Origin of the sequence: Nonlabens sp. SCSIO 43208 (assembly GCF_050703575.1) — a bacterium.
In the GTDB taxonomy this organism is placed as follows: Bacteria; Bacteroidota; Bacteroidia; order Flavobacteriales; family Flavobacteriaceae; genus Nonlabens; species Nonlabens tegetincola.
On sequence record NZ_CP065365.1, the window covers coordinates 2,400,262 to 2,423,742 of the forward strand.

22 protein-coding genes are annotated in these 23,481 nt (G+C 34.9%); 18 read left to right on the forward strand and 4 right to left on the reverse strand.

From position 1 onward, the window contains the following. Nucleotides 1–30: 30 nt before the first annotated feature. The 3 genes from holA (at nt 31) to I5168_RS11020 (ending at nt 2,416) form a co-directional block, all read left to right on the forward strand. On the forward strand, nt 31–1,038 hold the full coding sequence (gene holA, locus I5168_RS11010; protein WP_105018840.1) for a DNA polymerase III subunit delta: 1,008 nt from the start codon (nt 31–33) through the stop codon (nt 1,036–1,038). Beyond that, complete coding sequence (gene menA, locus I5168_RS11015; RefSeq protein WP_105018839.1) at nt 1,035–2,033, forward strand: 1,4-dihydroxy-2-naphthoate octaprenyltransferase; 999 nt, start codon at nt 1,035–1,037, stop codon at nt 2,031–2,033. The genes holA and menA overlap by 4 nt, the downstream gene beginning before the upstream one ends. Before the next feature lie 185 nt (nt 2,034–2,218). Continuing rightward, entirely contained in the window at nt 2,219–2,416 is a 198-nt protein-coding gene (locus I5168_RS11020) for a hypothetical protein (protein ID WP_042278618.1), read from the forward strand. A 75-nt stretch (nt 2,417–2,491) separates the two neighbouring features. Here the strand turns inward: I5168_RS11020 and I5168_RS11025 are convergent, their stop codons facing one another. Beyond that, nucleotides 2,492–3,424 carry a LysR substrate-binding domain-containing protein gene (locus I5168_RS11025; RefSeq protein WP_105018838.1) on the reverse strand — a complete coding sequence of 311 codons (933 nt, stop codon included), beginning with the start codon at nt 3,422–3,424 and terminating at the stop codon, nt 2,492–2,494. A gap of 211 nt (nt 3,425–3,635) precedes the next feature. Between I5168_RS11025 and I5168_RS11030 the strand changes: the two genes are divergently transcribed. The 15 genes from I5168_RS11030 to I5168_RS11100 all read left to right on the forward strand — a co-directional run bounded on the left by I5168_RS11030 (nt 3,636) and on the right by I5168_RS11100 (nt 18,308). Further along, nucleotides 3,636–4,079, forward strand: coding sequence for a cytochrome c (locus I5168_RS11030; protein WP_308736865.1), 444 nt, complete (start codon nt 3,636–3,638; stop codon nt 4,077–4,079). 67 nt (nt 4,080–4,146) lie between these two features. Then, nucleotides 4,147–4,671, forward strand: coding sequence for an NADPH-dependent FMN reductase (locus I5168_RS11035; protein WP_105018836.1), 525 nt, complete (start codon nt 4,147–4,149; stop codon nt 4,669–4,671). A 2-nt stretch (nt 4,672–4,673) separates the two neighbouring features. After that, nucleotides 4,674–5,174 (forward strand): thiol peroxidase, encoded by a 501-nt coding sequence (tpx, locus tag I5168_RS11040; protein WP_105018835.1) that lies wholly within the window; start codon nt 4,674–4,676, stop codon nt 5,172–5,174. Next, on the forward strand, nt 5,175–5,552 hold the full coding sequence (locus I5168_RS11045) for a diacylglycerol kinase (RefSeq protein ID WP_105018834.1): 378 nt from the start codon (nt 5,175–5,177) through the stop codon (nt 5,550–5,552). A 79-nt stretch (nt 5,553–5,631) separates the two neighbouring features. After that, a complete protein-coding gene (locus tag I5168_RS11050; protein ID WP_431471783.1) occupies nt 5,632–8,073 on the forward strand; it encodes a DNA translocase FtsK 4TM domain-containing protein in 2,442 nt (813 codons plus the stop codon). Further along, nucleotides 8,054–8,719, forward strand: a complete 666-nt coding sequence (locus I5168_RS11055; protein WP_240919377.1) for a LolA family protein — start codon at nt 8,054–8,056, stop codon at nt 8,717–8,719. Before I5168_RS11050 ends, I5168_RS11055 begins: the two co-directional genes overlap by 20 nt. Before the next feature lies 1 nt (nt 8,720). Continuing rightward, nucleotides 8,721–10,151 carry an LptF/LptG family permease gene (locus I5168_RS11060; protein ID WP_060522660.1) on the forward strand — a complete coding sequence of 477 codons (1,431 nt, stop codon included), beginning with the start codon at nt 8,721–8,723 and terminating at the stop codon, nt 10,149–10,151. 46 nt (nt 10,152–10,197) lie between these two features. Continuing rightward, the gene (ribB, locus tag I5168_RS11065; RefSeq protein ID WP_431471784.1) at nt 10,198–11,334 is read left to right on the forward strand and encodes a 3,4-dihydroxy-2-butanone-4-phosphate synthase; all 1,137 of its coding nucleotides are present in this window, start codon (nt 10,198–10,200) and stop codon (nt 11,332–11,334) included. Between the two features lie 22 nt (nt 11,335–11,356). Further along, nucleotides 11,357–12,172: an N-acetylmuramic acid 6-phosphate etherase gene (murQ, locus tag I5168_RS11070; protein WP_431471785.1), complete on the forward strand. Its 816-nt coding sequence runs from the start codon at nt 11,357–11,359 to the stop codon at nt 12,170–12,172. A gap of 2 nt (nt 12,173–12,174) precedes the next feature. Further along, on the forward strand, nt 12,175–12,408 hold the full coding sequence (locus I5168_RS11075) for a DUF6095 family protein (RefSeq protein WP_060522665.1): 234 nt from the start codon (nt 12,175–12,177) through the stop codon (nt 12,406–12,408). Further along, nucleotides 12,405–13,193, forward strand: a complete 789-nt coding sequence (locus tag I5168_RS11080) for a hypothetical protein (protein ID WP_431471786.1) — start codon at nt 12,405–12,407, stop codon at nt 13,191–13,193. Before I5168_RS11075 ends, I5168_RS11080 begins: the two co-directional genes overlap by 4 nt. 7 nt (nt 13,194–13,200) lie before the next feature. Beyond that, the gene (locus I5168_RS11085; protein ID WP_431471787.1) at nt 13,201–14,901 is read left to right on the forward strand and encodes an OstA-like protein; all 1,701 of its coding nucleotides are present in this window, start codon (nt 13,201–13,203) and stop codon (nt 14,899–14,901) included. Next, nucleotides 14,891–16,081: an aspartate aminotransferase family protein gene (locus tag I5168_RS11090; protein ID WP_431471788.1), complete on the forward strand. Its 1,191-nt coding sequence runs from the start codon at nt 14,891–14,893 to the stop codon at nt 16,079–16,081. The genes I5168_RS11085 and I5168_RS11090 overlap by 11 nt, the downstream gene beginning before the upstream one ends. A 102-nt stretch (nt 16,082–16,183) precedes the next feature. Beyond that, the gene (locus I5168_RS11095) at nt 16,184–17,569 is read left to right on the forward strand and encodes a tetratricopeptide repeat protein (RefSeq protein WP_431471789.1); all 1,386 of its coding nucleotides are present in this window, start codon (nt 16,184–16,186) and stop codon (nt 17,567–17,569) included. A gap of 4 nt (nt 17,570–17,573) precedes the next feature. After that, the gene (locus tag I5168_RS11100) at nt 17,574–18,308 is read left to right on the forward strand and encodes a tyrosine-protein phosphatase (RefSeq protein WP_431471790.1); all 735 of its coding nucleotides are present in this window, start codon (nt 17,574–17,576) and stop codon (nt 18,306–18,308) included. A gap of 17 nt (nt 18,309–18,325) precedes the next feature. On the opposite strand, the gene I5168_RS11105 is transcribed toward I5168_RS11100, so the two are convergent. From I5168_RS11105 to I5168_RS11115, 3 genes are read right to left on the reverse strand one after another with little or no spacing between them, the layout of a single operon-like run. Further along, on the reverse strand, nt 18,326–20,722 hold the full coding sequence (locus I5168_RS11105; protein ID WP_431471791.1) for a GumC family protein: 2,397 nt from the start codon (nt 20,720–20,722) through the stop codon (nt 18,326–18,328). A gap of 8 nt (nt 20,723–20,730) precedes the next feature. Further along, nucleotides 20,731–21,513, reverse strand: coding sequence for a polysaccharide biosynthesis/export family protein (locus I5168_RS11110; protein ID WP_105018825.1), 783 nt, complete (start codon nt 21,511–21,513; stop codon nt 20,731–20,733). Between the two features lie 5 nt (nt 21,514–21,518). After that, complete coding sequence (locus I5168_RS11115) at nt 21,519–23,456, reverse strand: polysaccharide biosynthesis protein (protein ID WP_431471792.1); 1,938 nt, start codon at nt 23,454–23,456, stop codon at nt 21,519–21,521. Nucleotides 23,457–23,481 lie beyond the last annotated feature (25 nt).

Below are 23,481 nucleotides of genomic sequence, written 5' to 3' on the forward strand. Positions count from 1 at the left end.
CAATAATACAAAAACCCTACGTGCCATTACATGAGTGATGCCTTAAAAATCCTATCTGATCTTAAACAGAAAAAATATCAACCTGTCTATTTTTTGTGTGGCGAGGAGTCCTATTTTATAGATCTAGTTTCTAATTATATAGAAAATAATGTACTGGATGAATCAGAGAAAGGTTTTAACCAAGTTATTCTTTATGGAAAGGAAACAAATATGGCCGCGGTCCTGGAGAATGCAAAACGATTCCCGATGATGGCAGATTATCAAGTGGTCATAGTGAAGGAAGCACAGCATTTATCAAAACAACTTGATCAGTTAACGAGCTATCTAGAGCAACCGCAGCAAACTACAATTTTATGTTTTGCCTATAAATATAAGACTCCAGATGGTCGCTCAAAAGCAGGTAAATTGCTTAAAAAGCATAGTGTTTATTTAGAAAGCAAACCGCTATATGAAAATAAAGTACCTGCTTTTATAACGGATATACTAAAATCTAAAGGTTATCGTATAGATCCTAAAGCCACACAAATGCTTGTGGAATATTTAGGAACGGATTTAAGTAAAATTAATAATGAATTAGGCAAATTAGAAATTGTTCATCCCAAGGATCAACCTATAACACCACAGGTCATTGAGGACAACATTGGAATCTCTAAGGATTACAATAATTTTGAATTACGAAAGGCAATAGGAAATCGCGATATCGTAAAGGTACATCGCATAATTAATTACTTCGGTGAAAACCCGAAGGACCATCCTATCGTACTTACCATAGGCCAATTGTATTCATTTTATACTCAATTATTAAAAGTACACGCGTTATCCGATAAAAATCCTGCAAATGTTGCTCGAGCAGCTGGTGTCAATCCGTATTTTGCAAATGAAATAATAACTGCTGCTCGTAACTTCCCTATGAAATACTGCAGTAGAGCCATAAAACTAATTCGTAAAGCAGATATGCAATCTAAAGGTGTAGGCAGTCACCAACTATCACAAAATGATATTCTTAAGGAGCTTATTGTAAATATTATGTCACGATGAGTAAGAAGAGTAAAATTAAATCTTGGATAAGTGCAGCTAGGTTGCGCACCCTACCTTTAAGCATAAGTGGTATTTTAATGGGATGCTCCTGCGCCCTATTCTCTATAAATTTAAATAAGGAAAGTGTTACCATATTTACTGAAATGGATTTCAGTATTTCTAATCAATTTTGGTTCATCACCCTACTTGGAATAATCACGACTTTAGGCTTTCAAGTATTATCTAATTTTGCCAATGATTATGGAGATGGTGTTAAAGGTACTGATAATGAGGATCGAATAGGTCCTGAAAGGGCTATACAAAGCGGAGCAATCACTGCAAAGCAAATGAAAATAGCGATTATTCTTACGGCTACCATATCTCTAATAAGCGCTATAGCATTAATAGCTATGAGTCTAAGTTTTGATGAGGTTTTAATTGCATCGGTATTTCTGTTTCTAGCCATCATTGCAATTTGGGCAGCTATAAAGTATACTGTAGGTGACAATGCCTACGGTTACAAGGGACTTGGCGATGTATTTGTTTTTATCTTTTTTGGACCTGTAAGCGTTATGGGAATGTATTATTTGATTACCAAGGAAGTATATATGATAAACATTATTCCGTCAACACTTATAGGTTTATTGAGTGTTGCCGTTCTCAATCTAAATAATATGAGGGATGTGATAAGCGATAGCAAGGTTGGTAAGAACACACTAGTAGTAAAAATTGGTTTTGAGAGAGCCAAGAAATTACATCTCTTCATTGTAGTTATTGCTTTATTAATGCTTGTCTGTCATCTTTTGTTACAGTTTACACAACTTAGTTATTTTGATGAAATTACTTCTTACCTACTACTTATTCCTCTTTTTGGGGTTATTCCTTTGATTAGCCACATCATAAGAGTACACAATACCGAGGAACCTATTTCATTAGATCCAGAATTAAAAAAAGTAGCACTCTCTACCTTCTTGATTTCCGTTTTAAGCTTTACAAGCCAGGTTTTAGTTTTTTGATTTATTTAACATATTGATAATTTATTGAGATTAAGATCATTAATTTCATAAAAATTACACATTGTTAATAAAGATCTTTAATTTTAACCTAAACTATTTTATTACATATAGTTTTTTATTATTTTTAATGACACTAAATAACAGCTTATAGAAAATATTACTTTAACCTAAAAACCCTATTTAATATGGCTAGAGCAATGTTTGAGTACACTAAAACAGTGCTAGTGAAAGTTTCTTTCAGTCCAGCACTTTTCTGTAAGGAATTAGAAAAGGCCGTAGAACGCTTATTACCTTTTGAACTTACTGAACTCAAAATCTGGTTAGATGAGCTTTTTGCTTCAAATCCAGAGCTTAAAACTTGCATTCCGCTATTACCAAAATAGCTTTCTATTAATTTTTAAAACGAAAAAAGCGACCTCTTGTAGGTCGCTTTTTATATTGATACTATATTATAAAGCTTATGCTTTTGGACTTATGATTTGAACGTTTTGAAACGCTATAGCTCCCTTAATAACTCCTGCTATTACCTTTTGCAGGGCCTCTATGATTTGTAATTTAAGTTCACTGCGATGATATATTAAACTTACTTCTCTTGCAGGTGAAGGTTCTTCGAAATGAATCAAATTGTTTTGTTTACGTTCGTTTAAATCCAACGTGTTTAAATAAGGTAACAAAGTCATCCCTAAACCTTCATCGGCTAATTTTGTAAGCGTTTCAAAACTACCACTCTCGAGCATAAATCTATCGTCATCTGTATCTCTACTTCCCTTACATAGATTAAGGACACTGTCTTTAAAACAATGACCATCTTCTAGCAACAATAGCTCATCTACATTAATATCGTCGACTTTTATCTTACCTGAAGTGGTAGCTGCTTTTCTTGGATCGTAAACAACGAAAGGTTCATAGTATAAAACTCGCTCTTTAATTAACTCATGATTTAAAGGTGTAGCGGCTATAGCTGCATCAATTGTTCCGTCTTGTAAACTATCGATAATACTATCGGTGGTAAGTTCTTCAATAATTAATTTGACCTTTGGATATTTATTAATGAAATTAGTTAAGAACATAGGTAATAAAGTAGGCATTACAGTAGGAATAACGCCTAATTTGAATTCACCACCTATAAAGCCTTTTTCCTGATCTACAATGTCTTGAATACGATCACTTTCATTCACAATATTGCGAGCTTGATTCACAATTTTCTTCCCTGTTTCAGTAAGTTCAATCGGCTTTTTGGACCTATCAAAAATTTGGACATCTAGCTCCTCTTCAAGTTTTTGAATTTGCATACTCAAAGTAGGCTGGGTCACAAATACTTTCTCTGCAGCTTTGGTGAAATTTTGATATTGAGCAACAGCTAGAACGTATTTTAACTGGGTAATTGTCATGATAGATATTTTCTACAAAAATAATGCTTATTATATATATTATCGATGCTAAATTAATCCCAATTAAAAAGCAGTCAACAAATTGTCAACTACTTTTATACTGGCTAAAATGATAGCGGTTTTCAATAATTATAAACCAAATTACCATCAGTATGATCAGGTTGGGTTCTTTGTAATTATAACGACCTAAACTAGACTAAAACAAAAAAACATGTTTCAAGATTTATCCAAAGCGTTTGGTATTATTTTCACTTTATTGTTAATGATTGTATTAGTGATATTTGGTACTGCGTTTTATGTTTCGACGCAATCCCAAACCACTGCTCCTATTCAAGAAGTAGCAGTTGTGAGTAAACCTGCTGTAGAACTTACCGATGTCCAAAAACAAGGAAAAGAACTATTCAATACAAACTGTGCTAGCTGCCATAAACGTTACAAAAAGGCTACCGGACCTGCTCTTCATGGTGTCACAGAAAGAAGAGAAAAAGAATGGTTATATAAATGGATCAAAAATAGCAGTGCATTAATAGCAAGTGGTGACCCAACAGCGGTAAAACTTTACAATGAATGGAATCAAAGTAATATGAATGCATTCCCTCAATTATCAAACGAGCAAATTGATGCTATACTAGCTTACGTGGAAATTCCTAAATAAACACATTAACATTTTCACAACTCCATACATTTATATTCTAAGGTATTTTTACTTTTAAATATCAATAATGAAAATACTTGCAATTGCGGCTAGTAATAGTTTGCAATCTATAAATAAGAAACTGCTTACTCATGTTGCTACTCTATTAGCTCCTTTAGATGTAGAGTTAATAGACATCAATAAATACGAGGTTCCTATTTACGGTATTGACAAAGAGATTGAAAAAGGTATACCCAGTGAAATTCTGGAACTATCCCAAAAAATAAAAAATAGCGACTTTTTAATTATTTCTCTTGCAGAACACAACGGAAGTTATACAGCGGCTTTTAAAAATATCTTTGATTGGTTATCTAGAGTGCCAGATACAAAAGGATTTCATAATCGCAAGACCTTATTACTAGCTACTTCACCAGGATCACGTGGTGCATCCACGGTATTGGAAATAGCTAGAGATAGATTCCCTAGAAATGACGCTAGTGTAATAGGAGCTTTATCCGTACCTTCATTCAATGAAAACTTTGATGTTGAAAAGGGTATAATCAATCCAGATATCAAACAAGCATTAAACGATTTACTTCATAAAATAAAATAATTATGGCTACAATAACTTTAGGAGGCAATGAAATATCTACATCAGGATCATTACCTGAAGTAGGATCACAAGCACCAGACTTTCAATTATTAGATTCAGATCTTAACACTAAAACCTTAAACGATTTTAAGGGAAAACGCCTTGTGCTTAATATCTTTCCTAGTATAGATACCGACACTTGTGCAACAAGCGTAAAAAACTTTAATAAAAGAGCGACTGAACTTGATAACACAGCAGTGCTTTGTATTTCAAGAGATACACCGTTTGCTCAAAAAAGATTTGCAAGCGACGAGGATATAGAAAACGTCACTAACTTAAGCGATGTCATAACAGGTGAATTTGGTAAAAGTTATGGGTTAGAAATGACAAGTGGTCCATTATCAGGATTTCACTCAAGAGCCGTCGTAGTTCTAGACGAAGAAGGAAAAGTAATTTATAATCAGCAAGTTGGTGAAATTGCTGATGAACCTGACTATCTTTCGGCACTTAAATCACTTTTATAATTGAATTTAAAACAATTTATTATTGGTAGAATAAAGGGCGTGGGCTATGCTTTTAAAGGAGCCTTTGCCCTTATTTTATCAGAGCCTAGTATACAAGTACAGGCGATCATCGGTGTTGTAATGACAATTGCTGGTTTTGTATTTAATATCACAAGGTTAGAATGGATGATACAATGTATGTGTATAGGAGGCATAATGAGTTTAGAAGGTTTAAACACTGCCATTGAAGGCATTGCCGACTTTATTCATCCAGAATTTCACGAAAAAATAGGCCGTATCAAGGACATAGCAGCAGGAGCTGTTTTTATAACCGCAATAACAGCAAGTATTGTCGGTCTAATCATCTACATACCTTATATCGTAGAACTTTTTAGTTAATAAATCCTGTTGATATCTGTACGTTTCAAATGTTTAAGGAATGTACAATATTGTTATTTTTGTTCGTTCATTATAATTCATGGCGCGCAAAAAGAAAACATCTACTCCACCATCGTTGATTTCTAAAATCAAAAACTTTTCTCTTACACGTAGACAAGAGGTTATTCTCGGATCTGGACTTATGGCTCTAGGTGCCATATTCTTCTTCTCCTTCTTGTCCTTTCTATTTACTTGGAGGGAAGATCAAAGTGAACTAGTAGATCTAGGAAATCGTGCAGTTGTGACAAAAAACTGGCTCAACCAACTAGGTGCTTGGTTAGGCGATATATTTGTTTATAAAGGTTTTGGAATAGCCGCATTTTCAATCGCTGTACTCACTATACTCACAGGTGTCTATCTATTTGCAGCAGGCAAGAACTTTTTATCGCTTTCGCGAAAGCGTATCCTGCAACTGTGGTTTTGGGGATTATTACTTATGATATGGTTAAGTGTTGTGTTAGGATATTTCCATAATTACAGTGCTTTACTAGGAGGAACTGTAGGTTTTGAAATTAATGACCTTCTTCAAGATTACGTAGGCCTGATAGGAAGTATACTTATACTTACCTTTTTTGCGATTGTATACTTAACTCTAAGATTAAAACTTACTCCAGAGAAAATTGCTGCTCGTTTTGCTAAAGCAAAACAAACTGTGGAAAATTCGATAGAAGACGTTTCTTCCCATATTGAATCTACAGATGAAGAAAAAGACTGGGAAGAATCTGTTACACATACTGCCACTACGACAAGTGAACCAACTACAGAAAACGAAATAGAAAAGCAGCCTACCACCATGAAAAGTGGTGATATGGAAATAAATATTGCTCAAGAAGAAGAGGAAGAACTATCACCAGAACTCGAGCCTACTTTAAAAACCACAGAAAAGGAAGTCGATCTAGAAGTAGGTGAAGTAATTGATGAAGAGCAACTTATAGATAATAAAGCTTCAAAGCTGGTAGAAGATTTTGGAGAGTTTGACCCTACGCTTGAATTGGGTAACTACCAGTTCCCTCCTATTGATTTATTAAAGGATTACTCACAAGGTAAAACCATCACTATTAATGAAGAAGAACTTGCAGCCAATAAAGATCGTATTGTAGAAACCCTTAAGAACTACAAAATAGGAATCGCAAAAATCACTGCAAACATAGGTCCTACAGTTACTCTTTATGAAATTGTACCTGAAGCTGGGATTCGTATTTCTAAAATTAAAAATCTTGAAGACGATATTGCATTATCGTTAAGTGCATTAGGTATTCGAATTATAGCACCTATTCCAGGTCGAGGAACAATAGGAATTGAAGTACCTAACCAAAAGCCGTCAATCGTATCGATGCGATCGGTAATCTCGTCTCCTAAATTTCAAAAAGCCGAAATGCAATTACCTATTGCACTTGGTAAAAATATTTCAAACGAGACCTTTGTTGTTGACCTGGCAAAAATGCCTCACTTATTGATGGCTGGAGCCACCGGTCAAGGTAAATCGGTAGGATTAAACTGTATACTTACTTCATTGCTTTATTCAAAGCATCCTGCCGAAGTAAAATTTGTTCTTGTTGACCCAAAGAAAGTAGAGCTTACTCTTTTTAATAAATTAGAACGCCATTATCTAGCAAAACTACCAGATAGCGAGGATGCCATCATCACTGATAACTCTAAGGTAATCAACACACTTAATAGTTTATGTATTGAAATGGACCAACGATACGACATTCTTAAGGATGCTATGTGTCGTAACATTAAGGAGTATAATGCCAAGTTTAAATCGCGTAAACTTAATCCTGCAAATGGGCATAAATTTTTACCCTACATAGTTTTGGTTGTAGATGAATTTGCCGATTTGATAATGACTGCTGGAAAAGAGGTAGAAACTCCTATTGCTCGTCTTGCACAACTTGCACGTGCGGTTGGTATTCACTTGATTATTGCTACTCAACGACCATCGGTTAATGTAATTACTGGTATGATTAAGGCAAACTTCCCTGCCAGAATTTCATTTAGAGTAATGCAAAAGGTTGATTCCCGTACCATCCTAGATAGCGGTGGTGCCGATCAATTAATAGGCCGTGGAGATATGTTGTACACCGCTGGAAATGAATTAATCAGGATTCAGTGTGCCTTTGTAGACACTCCAGAAGTTGAGAAAATTACCGACTTTATAGGCTCGCAAAAAGCATATCCAGATGCTCACTTACTTCCGGAGTATGTAGGAGAAGACGGTGGCACGAGTCTTGATATAAGCATAGAAGAAAGAGATAGTAAATTCCGTGATGCAGCCGAGGTAATTATTACGGCACAGCAAGGAAGCGCCTCTTTATTACAACGTAAGTTAAAGTTAGGTTACAATCGAGCTGGTCGTATCATTGATCAATTAGAAGCTGCAGGAATTGTAGGCCCTTTTGAAGGTAGTAAAGCAAGACAAGTCCTAGTACCGGATTTAAACTCTCTAGAACAATTGTTAAATGAAGAAAAGAACTCCTAAAATGAAACACATTATTACAGCAGTGTTTATGATTTTTGCTTTCGCGAAAGCGGTAACAGCACAAGATGCTAAAGCAGAAAAATTACTTGATGAAGTAACAGCAAAATTCCAATCCTATGAAAACATCAGCTTTTTGTACAAAGGGAATTTACGTAACGCAAAAAGTAAAACTAATATGGACATTCAAGGAAGTGCGAGAATGTCTGGCGAAAAATATAACGTAGGTTATTTAGGAACCACCATAATTTTTGACGGTACTAAACAGTATGTCATTAATAGCGAGGATGAGCAGGTTACAGTATCAACCCTAGATGATGACAATGCACAATCTATAACACCATCAAACATGTTATCCTTTTACAATAAAGGCTATAATAAAAAGATGGATATTGTCAAAAATGTAGGCGGTCGTAAAATACAATTTGTAAAACTTACTCCAATTAAATCAGATAGCAATTACAAAAGTGTTTTAATAGGTATAGACTCCAATACAAAGCATATTAATGAAGTTATTGTTACTGAAAAGAACGGGACAGTTATAACCTTTACCATTAAATCTTTGAAGGTAAATGAGCCCTTGCCTGAGAATTCTTTTGTATTTAATAAAGAAGAGTACAGCGGCTACGACATAGAAGAGTTGGACTAATTTGAAAATTCTAGACCGCTACATATTAACTAAATTTACAAAGACGTTTTTAAGCGTCTTTATTGTATTTACGTTTATTCTAGTTTTACAAGCTATTTGGTTATATATAAAGGCCCTAGCTGGTAAAGATCTAGATGCAGAAACTATTTTTCTCTTTCTGTATTACAACATACCACTTACGATTCCTTTATCATTACCCTTGAGTGTGCTGTTAGCCGCTTTACTCGTATTTGGTGAGATGGCAGAAAACTATGAATTTGCAGCCATGAAATCCAATGGTATTTCATTGCAACGTGCTATGAGGTCTCTTACTATAATTATACTTAGTATAGGTGTCACATCATTTTTCTTTGCAAATACAGTGATACCATGGGGTAATTTAAAACAAAAAAACCTCATTAATAATATTAAAAGAATGAAGCCAGCTATGGCTATCGTTGAAGGTTCTTTTGAGCAATTAGGAGACTATAATATTAAAGTGACCAAGAAATCTGGTGATAATGGTAGATTTCTGGAAGATGTGATTATACATAAAAAAACACCCAATCGTACCGGAAATTTTACGGTAATTAAAAGTAAAAAAGGTGAACTTAAAAGTAGTTTAAAAAGTGACGTAATCCAGCTGGTACTTTATGATGGTAATTATTACGAAGAAATGATTCCCAAAACTGCTGAACAACGTATAAGCCTTCCTTTTATCAAGGGTGAGTTTAAGGAATACGAATTGAATGTTGACGTTTCTGAACTTAACGAGGTAGATCTAGATACGGAAACTGTCACCGACAATCAAAAGATGCTACGAATAAACGAGTTGAAAGAACGTATAGACACTTTTGTAAACACTTTTGAGCAAAATATGAAAGTGTATCATCAAACACAACACACTAAATGGACTCCTGAAAATATAGACAATAGAGTTAAAGAAATTGATTCGATTGTTTACAAAGAAAACTTCTTTGATACGATGAGCATCTTTGATCAACGCAGGGCTATTGAAAATGCGATTAATAGATCTAAATCTGATCGATCTGCCATTCAAAGTAGGATATCCTTTGAAAAAACTGAAAATGAACGGTTGTGGAAACACGAAATAGAAATTCACAAAAAATACGTGTTAGGTATTGCTTGTATTATTCTGTTCTTTATTGGTGCTCCGTTAGGAGCAATAATTAGAAAAGGTGGATTAGGACTGCCTCTTGTAGTTGCTGTTGTGTTTTTCCTTACCTATCACTTTATTAACATTGGTGCTGAACAGTCTGCCACACGAGGTGCTATTCCTGTTTGGTTAGGTGCATGGCTGGGTACCATGATCATATTTCCTATTGGGGTTATTCTTACCTATCGAGCGACTTCAGATCAAGGTTTCTTTGATGTAGGTGGTGCTATGGATAGCCTATTTAGAATATTCAAAAAAAAGCCAAATAAGGCATAGGCATCTTGCTTATCCTTATCTTTGTTACTCCTTAAAAATTAAAGATATGATTGCTCCTGCAGAAATTAAGCTGGATCGCATTGAAGACGCAATAGAAGACATTAAAAAAGGTAAAGTAATCATTGTTGTAGACGATGAAAATCGTGAAAATGAAGGTGATTTTTTGGCTAGTGCAGCATCTGTAACACCAGAAATGATCAACTTTATGGCCACTCATGGTCGTGGTTTGATTTGTGCTCCTATTACAGACTCAAGATGTAAAGAATTAGATTTACAAGCCATGGTAACTAATAACTCCGACCCTATGGAAACTGCATTTACAGTTTCAATAGATTTAAGAGGTCATGGAGTAACAACTGGAATAAGCGCTAGTGATAGAGCCAAAACTATTCAAGCCTTAATTAATCCAGATACTAGACCTCACGATTTTAGTAAACCAGGTCACATATTTCCTTTAAGAGCAAAAGACGGTGGCGTTTTAAGAAGAACTGGTCATACTGAAGCTGCCATTGATTTTGCAAGACTAGCAGGTCATGAACCAGCAGGAGTGATTGTAGAAATCATGAATGAAGATGGAACCATGGCTAGACTTCCACAACTTTATGAAGTGGCAAAAAAGTTTGATCTAAAATTGGTTTCTATTGAGGATCTTGTTGCCTACCGCATGAAAAACGACAGCTTGATTATCAAGAAAGAAGATTTCATGCTTACCACAAGATTTGGAGAATATCGTTTAAGAGCCTATCAACAAACTACAAATGGGCAAATTCATTTGGCCTTAACATTAGGAAGTTGGGATGAAGATGAAACAGTCTTAACAAGAATGAATAGTACCAGAGTTAATAACGACTTATTCTCTACCCTAACCTCTGAAGCTGACAGAAAACTCGATGCAATGTTTCATAAACTCAATGAGCGCGGTTCAGGAGCCATTGTATTTATCAATCAACAGTTTGAACCAGAAAATATGCTAGCTAGACTTGAAACGCTCAAGGAAATTCAGGAGTCTGGACAAGTAAAAGCGCCGCGTAAACAACTGGACAATCGTGACTATGGAATTGGCGCGCAAATCTTACATGATTTAAACATTAGTAAATTAGATTTAATGACCAATTCTGAGCAAAGTAAACGTATAGGAATGGTTGGTTATGGCCTAGAAGTAGTGAATACTACCGATTACTAATCAAAAGAACTACTCAGCTTTTATGCAATTCAAAAAAACAACAGAAGAGTCTTCACTTTATCATAATCTAGAGACGATGTCAACGGCAACTTTGCTTGAAAACATCAATGCCGAAGATCACAAGGTTGCAGTAGCTGTTAAAAAAGTACTGCCAGCTGTTGAAAAACTAGTTGATCGTATTGTTGATCAAATGAATTCTGGTGGTCGTTTATTTTACATTGGGGCTGGTACAAGTGGAAGGTTAGGCATATTGGATGCCAGTGAATGTCCACCTACATTCGGTGTTTCTTATGACAAAGTTATTGGATTAATCGCAGGTGGTGATACGGCAATTAGAAAAGCTGTTGAAAATGCAGAGGATAACGATCAACAAGCTATAAAAGACTTAAAGAAATACAATATAAATGCCCAAGATGTAGTCATAGGAATTGCTGCAAGTGGAACAACGCCTTACGTAATAGGAGGTTTACAAGCTTGTAAACAATTAGGTATACATACTGGAGCGATAACCTGCAACCTTAACAGTCCACTTGATCAAATAGCCGATGATTCCATAGTTCCTATTGTAGGACCAGAATTCGTTACAGGAAGTAGCCGTATGAAAGCTGGCACTGCTCAAAAAATGGTACTTAACATGATTAGTACCAGTGTTATGATCAAGTTAGGTCATGTAAAAGGCAATAAAATGGTAGATATGCAACTTAGCAATGATAAATTAGTAGATCGTGGTACAAGAATGATTATGGAAAACACAGGTCTAGGTTATGAAAAGGCTCATAACTTATTGCTAGAAAATGGAAGCGTAAGAGCTGCACTGGATAATTATGGTATTTGTTAATTATGGAACAGCCATCTACAGATAAAGAAATACTAGGAAAAGGACTTAAAAGACTAGCTTTAAGTGTCCTATTTATATTTGCTGGTCCTATTTTAATTTATTTAGGAGCAGGAAGTGACCATCCGATCATTTTTCTCATGCCTGGAATAGCCTTTAGTATATTGGCCATATTTTTAATTTTTAGTGGTATTATGACCGTATTAGATGCTATGTTTAAAACCAAAAAGTCAAGATGAAATTTATCTATCTACTATTAATCATTTCCATAATATCGTGCAAACAAAACAATGCTACAGATGCTACTGGTGAAACTCAAACAACATCTAAGGAGTCTATAGTACAACCTGTCGAACAAGCAACGATAACTGGTAACGTAATTAATTATGAAGGTGATAAAGGTCCTATTAATATTTTGGGATTCTATGTTCAACCAGAAAACACAGGAAGTGTGGATGACCGTGGAAAGTTCACCTTTCAATTACCACCTAGTTTTAATAAAATTTCCTCAAATAAATTTGAAGAATACAACAAAAGCGACTCTGCCGAATATGAATTAGAGCTTTCTAACGCTGCAGAATTATTTCTTCCTCATGACAGCTTAAAAACTCAAGGTTTAGATTCACAAATAAGCCTTGCCGGTAAATTCTATACTTTTGAAGTGGCGCAAGATGATGTTGATGATCAAGTTCTAATTGCTCCTGCAAGCAGCGCTGCCTTCATTAAAAATGAGATTCAAGCAATACCTCAAACCCAAACAGGATGGCTTTCATATTATATTTATACTAATAATCCCGTTTTAATTAAAGGTGAGTACCAGCAAGACAATCTAGTTGAAGATTATTCGACTAGTATTTTTACAACTAATTACAAGTACGACATCAACCTACTTAAAGGTTGGAATTTAATTACTTATAGTGTACAAGAGGTTGTTAAAGTAGACAATACCGCAAGGCCTAGTCTCGTTACCTATACATCAACTTCAGTAAACAATTCTCCTGTAGACTGGATTCAAATAAAATAAATAAAGATTGAAATATCTCATTGTCTTTTTATGTTTCGCTTTCGCGAAAGCGCTCACAGCACAAGAACAGCCAGTAGATTCCCTTATCCGGGTAACTGCAGGATATCAAACTATCGATGAAGCAGTCCTACCCGATGCAGTTATCTATTCTAAGGATAATGCTCGCAGGGTTGTAGTGAATCATCGAGGTATTGAAATGACTTGCGATAGAGCTGTTTTATATCAAAAAGACAACTTTTTACGCGCAGTGGGAAACGTCATCATGAAACAAGGTGATAGTATCACAATGACATGTAATTATGCCGAATATAATGGTAATACCCAATTAGCATTCGCGAGTGAAAAGGTAAATATGATTACACCCGATACTCGTTTAACTACCGACACTCTATTTTTCAATCGTATAAAACAGCAAGCTTATTATAGGTCTGGTGGTACCGTTAGAGATAGTGCTAGCACATTAACAAGCCGAGTAGGAAGATTTTATATACAAGAGCAGAAGTACCGATTTATAGACAATGTAGTAGTAACTAATCCTGAATATACCATAAACTCAAATCATCTAGATTTTTACGAAGAAAATGGACATGCCTTTATGTATGGCCCTAGTACCATAACAGGTAAGACCAGTAAGGTATATTGTGAACGAGGTTTCTATGATACACGAGGAGATACAGGTTATTTTGTAAAAAACTCCCGAATAGACTACAACACGAGAACTATTACAGGCGATAGTCTTTATTTTAGTAGGCCCAGAAATTTTGCAAGCGCAACTAACAATATAGTTGTGACCGATACGATCAATAATAGTATCATCAAAGGACATTACGCCGAAGTTTACAGAGATAAGGATTCGGTTATGATTACTAAACGTCCACTAGCTATAACGATAGAACAGCAAGACAGCGTTTACATGACGGCAAACAAACTAATTGTTACGGGTCCCAAAGACAATAGATTTGTAAGAGGTTATAACGATGTAAGACTTTTTAAAACAGACTTAAGCGGTAAATGTGACTCTATAACCACAAGACAAAGCACTGGATTAACCAAAATGATTAGGAAACCAATACTTTGGAGTGGTAAAAGTCAAATGACGGGTGATTCGATTTTCTTACAAAGTAATGTCAAAACCGAAAAGTTAGATAGTTTAAGAGTTTTCTATAACGCGTTTATCATTGATCAAGACTCCAGTGGCGGCTTTAACCAAATTAAAGGAAAGGAATTGACTGGCTTTTTCAAGAACAATGAATTAGATAAAGTTTTTCTCAATAAAAATGTAGAAAACCTCATTTATAGCCGTAACGACAAACAGGAATTAATAGGAATTAATAAAGGTACAAGTGGAACCATGGAAATAGAGTTTGAAGACAAGGCTATATCCATCATTGCTCCTGCTGATAATTCTGAAGACATACTTTATCCACCAAAAGAATTACCAGAGAATGCTAGAACTCTGCGAGGATTTAACTGGAGAGGTGATGAACGATTAATTACAAAAACTGATTTATTCAAAGGCAAAAAACCACCTGTACTCACAAAAATTAAAGGAATTCCTTTACCTGAACTGGATGAAGGTTTTTTTGATGAAGAGGATGGAAAACTTAATGAGAATTCGGTCTTGCAAAATGGCGAACTAGAAAATCGTATAGAAAATCAGTCCAAAGAATTACTGCAACCATCAGGTGAAGAAAATAATGGGAATTAAATCAGATTTCTTTAAATATCAAGCACAAACCACTCCATTTGCACCAGGTTTAGAAATAAGCCATGCAAATGGGAACTATTTCTTTGATACTCATGGCAATAAATATTTAGATATGGTCGCTGGAGTAAGTGCTTTACCGTTAGGACATTCACATCCTGCTGTTGTAAAAGCTATTAAGGATCAACTAGATAAGTATATGCATGTTATGGTATATGGTGAATATGCCATGTCACCTGCTACCCTATTATGTAAAAAAATTGCATCCTTACTGCCTGATCCATTAGACACTACTTATCTGGTAAATAGCGGAACAGAGGCTACAGAAGCTTCCATAAAATTAGCTAGAAGAGTCACCGGTCGATCACAAATTATTGCCATGAAAAATGCGTATCATGGTAATACAACCGGTTCTCTGGCATTAATGGATTATGAAGAGCGTAAAGCGCCTTTCAGACCACTATTACCAGACGTTCACCACATTACCTTTAATTGTGTTCAAGAGTTAAGATTAATAACCAAAAATACAGCTGCGGTAATTATTGAAACTATTCAAGGTGGTGCTGGTTTTAAAGTGCCTTCTAGTCACTGGTTGCAACAACTCAGAACGCGATGCAATCAGACAGGGACATTATTAATCGTTGACGAAATTCAACCAGGGATTTGGCGCACAGGAAGTTTCTGCTATTTCCAACAACATGATATCATACCAGATATGGTTATCACTGGAAAAGGTCTAGCAGGTGGACTACCGATAGGAGCTCTCACTGCCAGACAGTCACACATGACACAGTTTAAAGAGTTTCCTATGCTGGGTCACATAACTACCTTTGGAGGAAATCCCGTTATAGCCGCTGCTGCCCTGGCAACCTTGCAAGCTATTGAGGACGAAGGTTATCCAGAACGAGTTAAGGAAATAGAATTACGCTTTCGCGAAAGCTTACAACACAATAACATAAAGGAAATACGCGGAAAAGGTGCTATGATTGCCGCTATTTTACCTGACGATCAATATACGGCACGAATTGTGGATAGATGTAGAGAGAAAGGTGTCATCTTTTTCCTATTGTTATTTGAAAAAAAAGCAATACGTATAAGTCCACCTTATACAGTTACTGATCAAGAAATTGATCATGCCTGTGCGGTTTTAAAAGAAACTATTGATGAATTTTATAGCAGTTAAATAAGCCTGTTTATAATTTGTTGACAACACTTTGAAGCACAACCGCTGACTAACCAATAATATTTACAACTTTAAGTACGCGAATTTTTAAAAATTCTGCCTATGCATTTTGAGTATAATAATGAACACGAGCACAGCATTGAGAAATTTGAACTTATGCTACGCAGTAATGAAGTAGGATTTTTCGATAGTGACGAATTTGAGCAAATCATAGAACACTATCTTAATGTAGGGCAAATGGTTACAGCTCGTAAAGCCATTAGTCTAGCATTATCACAACACCCTAGTTCAGTTACTATACGCTTGTTCAAGGCAGAAATGCTCATATTTGATAATCACTTTAAAGAGGCTCATGCGCTTTTAGATGAGCTATATGAAATGGAGCCCAATAATGCCGAACTTTTTATTCAAAAGGCAAATATTTACTCAAAGACTGAGAATCACGACAAGGCAATAAAATTATTAAATGAAGCTTTAGACCTCACCGAGGATCAAGCTGATGTGTATAATTTGATCGGCATGGAATTTCTTTTTATGGAGGATTATTCTAATGCTAAGGTGAACTTTATGAAGTGTCTAGAGCTAGACGATCAAGACTATGCTGCCTTATACAACATCATTTACTGTTTTGATTTTTTAAAAGAAAATCAGCTGGCGATAGACTATTTAAACAAGTATTTGGACTCCAATCCTTATAGTGAGGTAGCTTGGCATCAAGTAGGAAAGCAATATTTTGACCTTAAAGAGTATGAGAAGTCACTTTCTGCATTTGATTTTGCTATAATATCTGATGATACCTTTGTCGGTGCTTATTTAGAAAAAGGTAAAGTCCTTGAAAAACTCGGGCGATACAACGAGGCCATTTTTAATTATGAGCTTACCCTAGGGTTAGACGATCCAACTTCTTTTGCCTACCTGAGATTAGGAAAGTGTCATCTTAAATTAGGGAATGAAGAAGAGGCGATTAAATATTTAAAACGTACCGTAAAAGAAGATCCACTATTAGACAAAGGTTGGATAGCCATTGTGGATTTTTATACCGAGAGATTAAATTATCAACGAGCGCTCAGCTATTTAGACAAAGCAATAGAAATAGATGGTGATAACGCTTTATACTGGATTCGATTTGCAGTGTTAAATAACAAACTCAATTTTTTTGAAGAGGCTGAATACGGTTATAGAAAAGCTATCGAATTAGGAAATTATGAATTTGACACATGGATAGAGCGTGCAGATATTCTAATTCAACTTGGAGAATGGCGAGCTGCCATTATTACCTTGGAACATGGTCTGGAGTTTTATCCTAATAATCCAGACTTAGAATGTAGATTGAGCGGAGTTTACTACCTCACCGGTAAACCTTTCAAGGGAAAGTATTATTTGCAAAATTGTTTAAAGTCTGAACCTGAACAGATCATTGCTTTTGAATTACTTTTCCCCAAGGTTTATAAATCCGATGAAATACAACAGTTAATAACAGGATTATAATTATATGTTCTTTTTTTCAAAAAAGCATTTCCTTGTAGACTTGATTGACGAATTAACCGACATTCACAATCATATTTTACCCAATATTGATGATGGCTCTAAGGATTTAGACATGACATTAAAAATGGTAGAAGGAATGAAGTCGTGCGGATTTAAAAACGCTATAGCTACTCCACACACTATGGAGGATTACTACGGAAATGATGATTTAAAAATCACCAACCATTTTCTTACTATAAAACAAGAATTAGAAGGAACACACGCTCGTGACTTTATTGTTCATGCCGCATCTGAATATATGATGGATAGTAGTTTTGAATCCCTTCTTGATCAAGATAAATATTTATGTATCAAGGATACTTATATCCTTACCGAGTTAAGTTACTTTCAACCATCACAAAATTTAAACGATCTAGTATTTAAAATGTGTTCTATGGACTTAATTCCGATACTCGCTCATCCAGAACGTTATCGGTATTTTGGCAGTACAAAAATGGAGAGTTTGATAGAAAGAGGTTTTGAGTTACAACTTAATTTATTATCGTTAAGTGATCATTATGGTAAGGATGCTTTCGCGAAAGCGGAAAAATACTTACTTCAAGGATACTACAGTTACATAGGCACCGATGCTCACAAGCCAGAACACTTGGAAAAATTGAAAAACATTCAAATTAAGAGCAAGTGGGTACCTGCAACAAAAAAGCTGATGGAGAACCACCAGCTTATTTTTAATTCCTAGTAAAATGGTCTGATCTATTATCTTTTAAACTTCTCCTTCAAAGAGGTCCAAAAACTTTGTTTTTCTGCTCCGTAAGAGTAACCATACTTATTACCATAACCAAAGTTAGCCATCTTAACATCGTTAATCACTAATGCAGCATTCTTAATCTTCTCAGATTTCAGAGTATCTGAAATATACTCTAATAGTGAAAACTCTGTATAATCGGCACGAGTTACATAAACGGTAACATCGGCGTATTTGTTAATCAACAAGGTGTCGGTTACTAAAATAGTTGGTGCCGAATCGATGATGATCAAATCATAATCATGTTCAGCTTCATTAAATAAGTCTTGCGTTCTTTTTTGCATCCAAAGCTCCGCTGGATTCGGCGGTATAGCTCCAGACAGTACTATATCTAGATTCGAATTATCGGGATCGGTAATAACAAGATCTTTGATTTTGATTGAATCATTAGTCAAGAATTCCGTTACTCCACGCTTGCGTTTAAATTGTTTGTTGTAAAACCTGTGTAATTGTGGATTTCTAATATCACCTCCAATTAATAATACTTTTTTTCCTGAATAAGCATTAGTAAGTGCTAAGTTAAAGGCTACAAAAGTTTTCCCTTCTCCTTTTACGGTTGATGTTACTAGAACCTTTTGAGCACGTTGTTCTTCAGGTAAAGCATTTAGCTTATAAGCTAAATTCGTCCTAAGGATTCGGAATGCCTCAGCAAGTACGGATCTATCGTTCGTCTGTATACGATCGTTCTCGTCCTTAGCTATTTTTGGCACCTCACCGAGAATAGCTGTTTCCGGCAGGAATTTTTCAAGATCTTTGCGACTTTCAATCTTGTTGTTGAAAAGAGTTTTAAGATAGATTAGACCGATCGGAAAAATAAAACCAAAAATAAAACTGCCTATATATATCAATTTAGGTTTTGGTGAAACAGGTTGAACAGAAGCCCAAGCTCTATCTACTATTTTTGCTTTAGGAGTAGCTGAAGCCACAGAAATAGCTGTAGTCTCTCTTTTTTCCTTTAGTATAAGATAAATAGCTTCGATAACCGAACGGTTACGCTCTATACTTCTACTGTATCTTGCTTTGTTAGGGACAGCTGCAATTTGTCCTGCAATCCTCGCCTTTTGACTTCTTAAATTGCTTAAATTTATTTCTAAGTTCTTAATATAAGAATCAATTGAACTTTCAATAGATGTTTTTACAGCATCAATCTGACTGGCTAAATTAAGAACTACTGGATTTTCTTCCGTAGCAGACTCTAGTCGCTTATTGTATTCTAAAATAAGTGTATTATATTTTTCTGACAAATCAGCAATAGCAAGATTTTCTAATCCAATACCTGTCGGAAGTGTGGTATTAGAATCCGTATTCATATATCTTTTGACAGATTTAGCCATCTCAATCTGAGATTGTACCGCTGTTATTTTGGTTTGTAATTCGGTAGACTGTTGTAAGTCTAAACCTGCTTCAACAGTCAAATCGGTAATTCCACGAGAATCTTTAAAAAATTGTTGAGTAGATTCAACACTATCCAAATCTCTTTGAACTTCCTTTAAACGTTCATCAATAAAGTCTATAGTATTTAAAGCCACGACGTTCTTATCTTGTATGGCATCCTGATTGTATAGGTCTACCAATGTATTAAGAAAATCAATTGCTTTCCTTTTATTAGGGTTAGTAATTGAGATTTTAAGTGTGCTACTTCTTTTATCTGCTTTGGTTAATTTTAATTTTGATTGATATGATAAAATTGTACTCTTTATAGGAAATATTGATATCTGTAAATCTGATTTACTTTTAATTTCTCTATCATTTCTACCTGACTTATTTTTTTTATTAGAATTCGGTAAAATAATAATTTCTGAATTTTCGAAAAGTGAAAGTGGTGTTCCATAATCAATTAGTTTCCAACTATCTTCTTCTGACATTCGATATTTTACGTCTTTACTAGTGGCATCCGTTAGAAAAATGTGAAAAGGCTTGTCAATATTATAATGAATACTGTCATTTAAAGGTTTTATTAAGATTGGAGATTGATTGTAAACATATGAATCCTTAAAATTTCCCAATACTTTATATGATGTCGCTAGGTCAAGCTTATTAATAACATGCTCCAAAAGTCTCTTGGACTTGAGTATTTCCATTTCATTTTCCAATGAATTATAAGATCCTCCAAATGCGTCTATTTCACCTAACGCCAGTTGCTCTGAAATTCCTCCTCCCATTTGAGTATCCTTAATAATTACTGAGGTATCCGCTGAATATTCGTTTACAGCATAGCGTAAATAAATGAATGCCAATACAGTACAAAGTAATACTGAAAGTATAATAAATGGGCTGGCCTTTAAATAAGGTTTTAATTGATCAACTAGATTAAGATTATTTTGGTTTGTTCGTTTATTTGACTCCATCTGTATCTTTAATTATTACGTGTAATTAAAATAATTACTGATAACACTAAACTCGCAATACTCACGAATACACCTGCATATCGAGTGTAACCTCCTGAGCTAGCCTTAGCACCATTAGGTTGCACTATAACAGTATCATTTTGTTCTAAATAGTAAGCTTCGCTATTTATAAAAGCAGAACTAGTTAAATCAACTTTTAAGGTTTCCTGATTTCCTTCGTTGTCACGAATAATAAGAACTTCATCTCTTCTACCATCAATAGTCAAATCACCAGCATAACCTAATGCTTGTATAAGCGAAATTCGGTTATCCTTAAAATCATAAGTCCCTGGACGATTTACTTCTCCTATTACAGTAAATTTAAAATTCAGTAATCTCACTTCGACATCAGGTTGTTTCAGGTATTTGGAGAGCTTGGAGGTTAATAATTCCGAGACTTCCATTAAGGTTTTACCTTTAACCAAGATTTCCCCTAACTCTGGAAATGTGATTGTTCCATCAGGTTTTACTAAATAACCGTCTAGCATTTGTTGACTAACAATTTGGGTAGTATTTTGATTTATCGCTGGAACAAACTTATTATATTGTTGAGCCGTTGTCATATCATCTGTTGTTACAGTAATACGCAGTAAATCATCGGGTTTAATCGTTACCTCATAATTGTTATTTTCGACAGGAAGATTTTCGTTAATATCCTGAACATATACAATCTGCTTTCTTGTCGTGCACGAAAAAGAAAGAGCTGAAAGGACAAGTAATAGTATTAAGCTTTTAAGCTTAGCAATTTTCATGTAATTTAATTTTTGTCTAAGGCCTCAAAGATACTGTTATTGCTCTTGAATTCAGGTACAATTTCCTTCAATTTGGAAACAATACTTTCATCATTGCAACCTAAGGTAAGCTTTTTTAAGTCCTCGATATTATTATGTATATCGGTATATGGGTATGAATCTACCGTTGCTACCATGATTTTTTCGTGGTGTGTAGGTAAAGTAGTCGACTCATCCGTTAACAATTCTTCGTAGAGTTTTTCACCAGGTCTTAAACCTATTACTTTTATTTCTATATCAACATTCGGTTCAAACCCAGAAAGCCTTATCATACGCTCTGCCAGATTCATAATTTTCACTGGTTTACCCATATCAAACACAAAAATCTCACCTCCTTTACCCATAGTCCCGGCTTGGAGTACCAATTGACAGGCTTCTGGAATAGTCATAAAGAAACGTATAATATCTTTATGAGTAACTGTTACAGGTCCACCTTCTTCAATTTGCTTTTTAAAGAAAGGTATCACCGATCCATTAGAACCAAGCACATTACCGAATCTGGTAGTTATAAAAGTAGTTTTGTGTTTTTCTTTTTGTAGAGACTGTACATACATTTCGGCACAACGTTTGCTCGCACCCATCACATTAGTTGGATTAACAGCCTTATCAGTACTTACCATCACAAATTTAGACACTTCATACTTAACTGCTAAATTTGCAAGATGTGTAGTTCCCAAAACGTTTACATTGATAGCTTCCTTAGGATTGTGTTCAATTAATGGAACATGTTTGTAAGCAGCCGCATGAAAAACAACTGAAATATCATTTTTCTGAAAAATAGACTCTAATCGATGATGCTCTCTAACATCGGCCAAAAGAAAATCGTATTCCTGCTCAGAAAATGCTTTTTTCACCTCTATTTCAACATGATATAGTGGTGACTCAGCCTGATCTAACACCAAAATTTTCTTGGGCTTGTAATTTGAAATTTGTCTGACAATCTCACTTCCAATAGATCCTGCTCCACCAGTAACGAGAATTGTTTTACCTCTTAAATATTCATTAATTTTATCGTCTGATAATCTTATCGGATTACGCTCTAGAAGATCTTCAATTTGTATTTTCTTAATACTTTCATTCACATTAGAGGATCCGTCTAGCTCATCAATTTTAGGAGCATTGAACACTTTAAGTCCTTTGGCTAGTAGATTATCGACAATTTTGTTCTTTTCTTTGCGAGAAATCGTATTATCAGCTATAATAACTCCGCCGATTTTCAAGGGAGCGATATTCTCATATAATTCATCATCGTTTTTAAAAACACTCTTACCTTGAATCTTAATTCGCTCCATCCTTTTAGAGGAGCTTATGAATCCTTTTAAGTTGTACTTTGCATTATCCGATATGGAAATTGCCTCAGCCAAAGCAATAGAATTATCATTTACGCCCCAAATTAGGACATTAATGGACTCCGTATTGATAGTAGAAAAGAGCTTATAGAAACCTTTTACGGTAAATCGAAAAGCAAATAATAAGGTAAAAGTCACCATAAGATCTACCAGTAAAAAAGGAACTAAATAAATCTTTGAATGAAAAGTGAAGTAATACAGATAATTAATTATTAAAAGTAAAAGAATGCTCGAACTACAAGCCACCGCTACTTTAAATAAATCTACAAACGTACTGTGACGAATTAAACCAGAATAGGTGCTGAAAATAAAAAAGAACATCAAATAACTTAGACCAATAGTTAAGCCTTGTTGCTCTAGAGTAAGTACATGATAAAAATTAGGGGTAATGCGGTTAATGATCGCAAAACTCAATAAAAAAGAGATAAGAACTATGGTGAGATCTATGGTAAGGATCACCCATCTAGGTAGGTAATTCAAATTTTTAAAACTCAAAGAGCTTTTTTCACCCCACAAAACATTGGCTGATCGTTTTTTAAAGTAATTCCACTTCATGCCGCAAAAATAAAGAAAAAGGTAA

Excerpts from the sequence above, each read along its gene's own strand:
- menA (WP_105018839.1), top strand. The coding sequence starts at position 1,035 with ATGAGTAAGAAGAGTAAAATTAAATCTTGGATAAGTGCAGCTAGGTTG.
- I5168_RS11105 (WP_431471791.1), bottom strand. The coding sequence starts at position 20,722 with ATGGAGTCAAATAAACGAACAAACCAAAATAATCTTAATCTAGTTGAT.
- I5168_RS11090 (WP_431471788.1), top strand. The coding sequence starts at position 14,891 with ATGGGAATTAAATCAGATTTCTTTAAATATCAAGCACAAACCACTCCA.
- I5168_RS11075 (WP_060522665.1), top strand. The coding sequence starts at position 12,175 with ATGGAACAGCCATCTACAGATAAAGAAATACTAGGAAAAGGACTTAAA.
- I5168_RS11095 (WP_431471789.1), top strand. The coding sequence starts at position 16,184 with ATGCATTTTGAGTATAATAATGAACACGAGCACAGCATTGAGAAATTT.
- I5168_RS11055 (WP_240919377.1), top strand. The coding sequence starts at position 8,054 with ATGAAGAAAAGAACTCCTAAAATGAAACACATTATTACAGCAGTGTTT.
- I5168_RS11110 (WP_105018825.1), bottom strand. The coding sequence starts at position 21,513 with ATGAAAATTGCTAAGCTTAAAAGCTTAATACTATTACTTGTCCTTTCA.
- I5168_RS11115 (WP_431471792.1), bottom strand. The coding sequence starts at position 23,456 with ATGAAGTGGAATTACTTTAAAAAACGATCAGCCAATGTTTTGTGGGGT.
- I5168_RS11035 (WP_105018836.1), top strand. The coding sequence starts at position 4,147 with ATGAAAATACTTGCAATTGCGGCTAGTAATAGTTTGCAATCTATAAAT.
- holA (WP_105018840.1), top strand. The coding sequence starts at position 31 with ATGAGTGATGCCTTAAAAATCCTATCTGATCTTAAACAGAAAAAATAT.
- I5168_RS11100 (WP_431471790.1), top strand. The coding sequence starts at position 17,574 with ATGTTCTTTTTTTCAAAAAAGCATTTCCTTGTAGACTTGATTGACGAA.
- ribB (WP_431471784.1), top strand. The coding sequence starts at position 10,198 with ATGATTGCTCCTGCAGAAATTAAGCTGGATCGCATTGAAGACGCAATA.
- I5168_RS11020 (WP_042278618.1), top strand. The coding sequence starts at position 2,219 with ATGGCTAGAGCAATGTTTGAGTACACTAAAACAGTGCTAGTGAAAGTT.
- tpx (WP_105018835.1), top strand. The coding sequence starts at position 4,674 with ATGGCTACAATAACTTTAGGAGGCAATGAAATATCTACATCAGGATCA.
- I5168_RS11050 (WP_431471783.1), top strand. The coding sequence starts at position 5,632 with ATGGCGCGCAAAAAGAAAACATCTACTCCACCATCGTTGATTTCTAAA.
- murQ (WP_431471785.1), top strand. The coding sequence starts at position 11,357 with ATGCAATTCAAAAAAACAACAGAAGAGTCTTCACTTTATCATAATCTA.
- I5168_RS11080 (WP_431471786.1), top strand. The coding sequence starts at position 12,405 with ATGAAATTTATCTATCTACTATTAATCATTTCCATAATATCGTGCAAA.
- I5168_RS11030 (WP_308736865.1), top strand. The coding sequence starts at position 3,636 with ATGTTTCAAGATTTATCCAAAGCGTTTGGTATTATTTTCACTTTATTG.
- I5168_RS11025 (WP_105018838.1), bottom strand. The coding sequence starts at position 3,424 with ATGACAATTACCCAGTTAAAATACGTTCTAGCTGTTGCTCAATATCAA.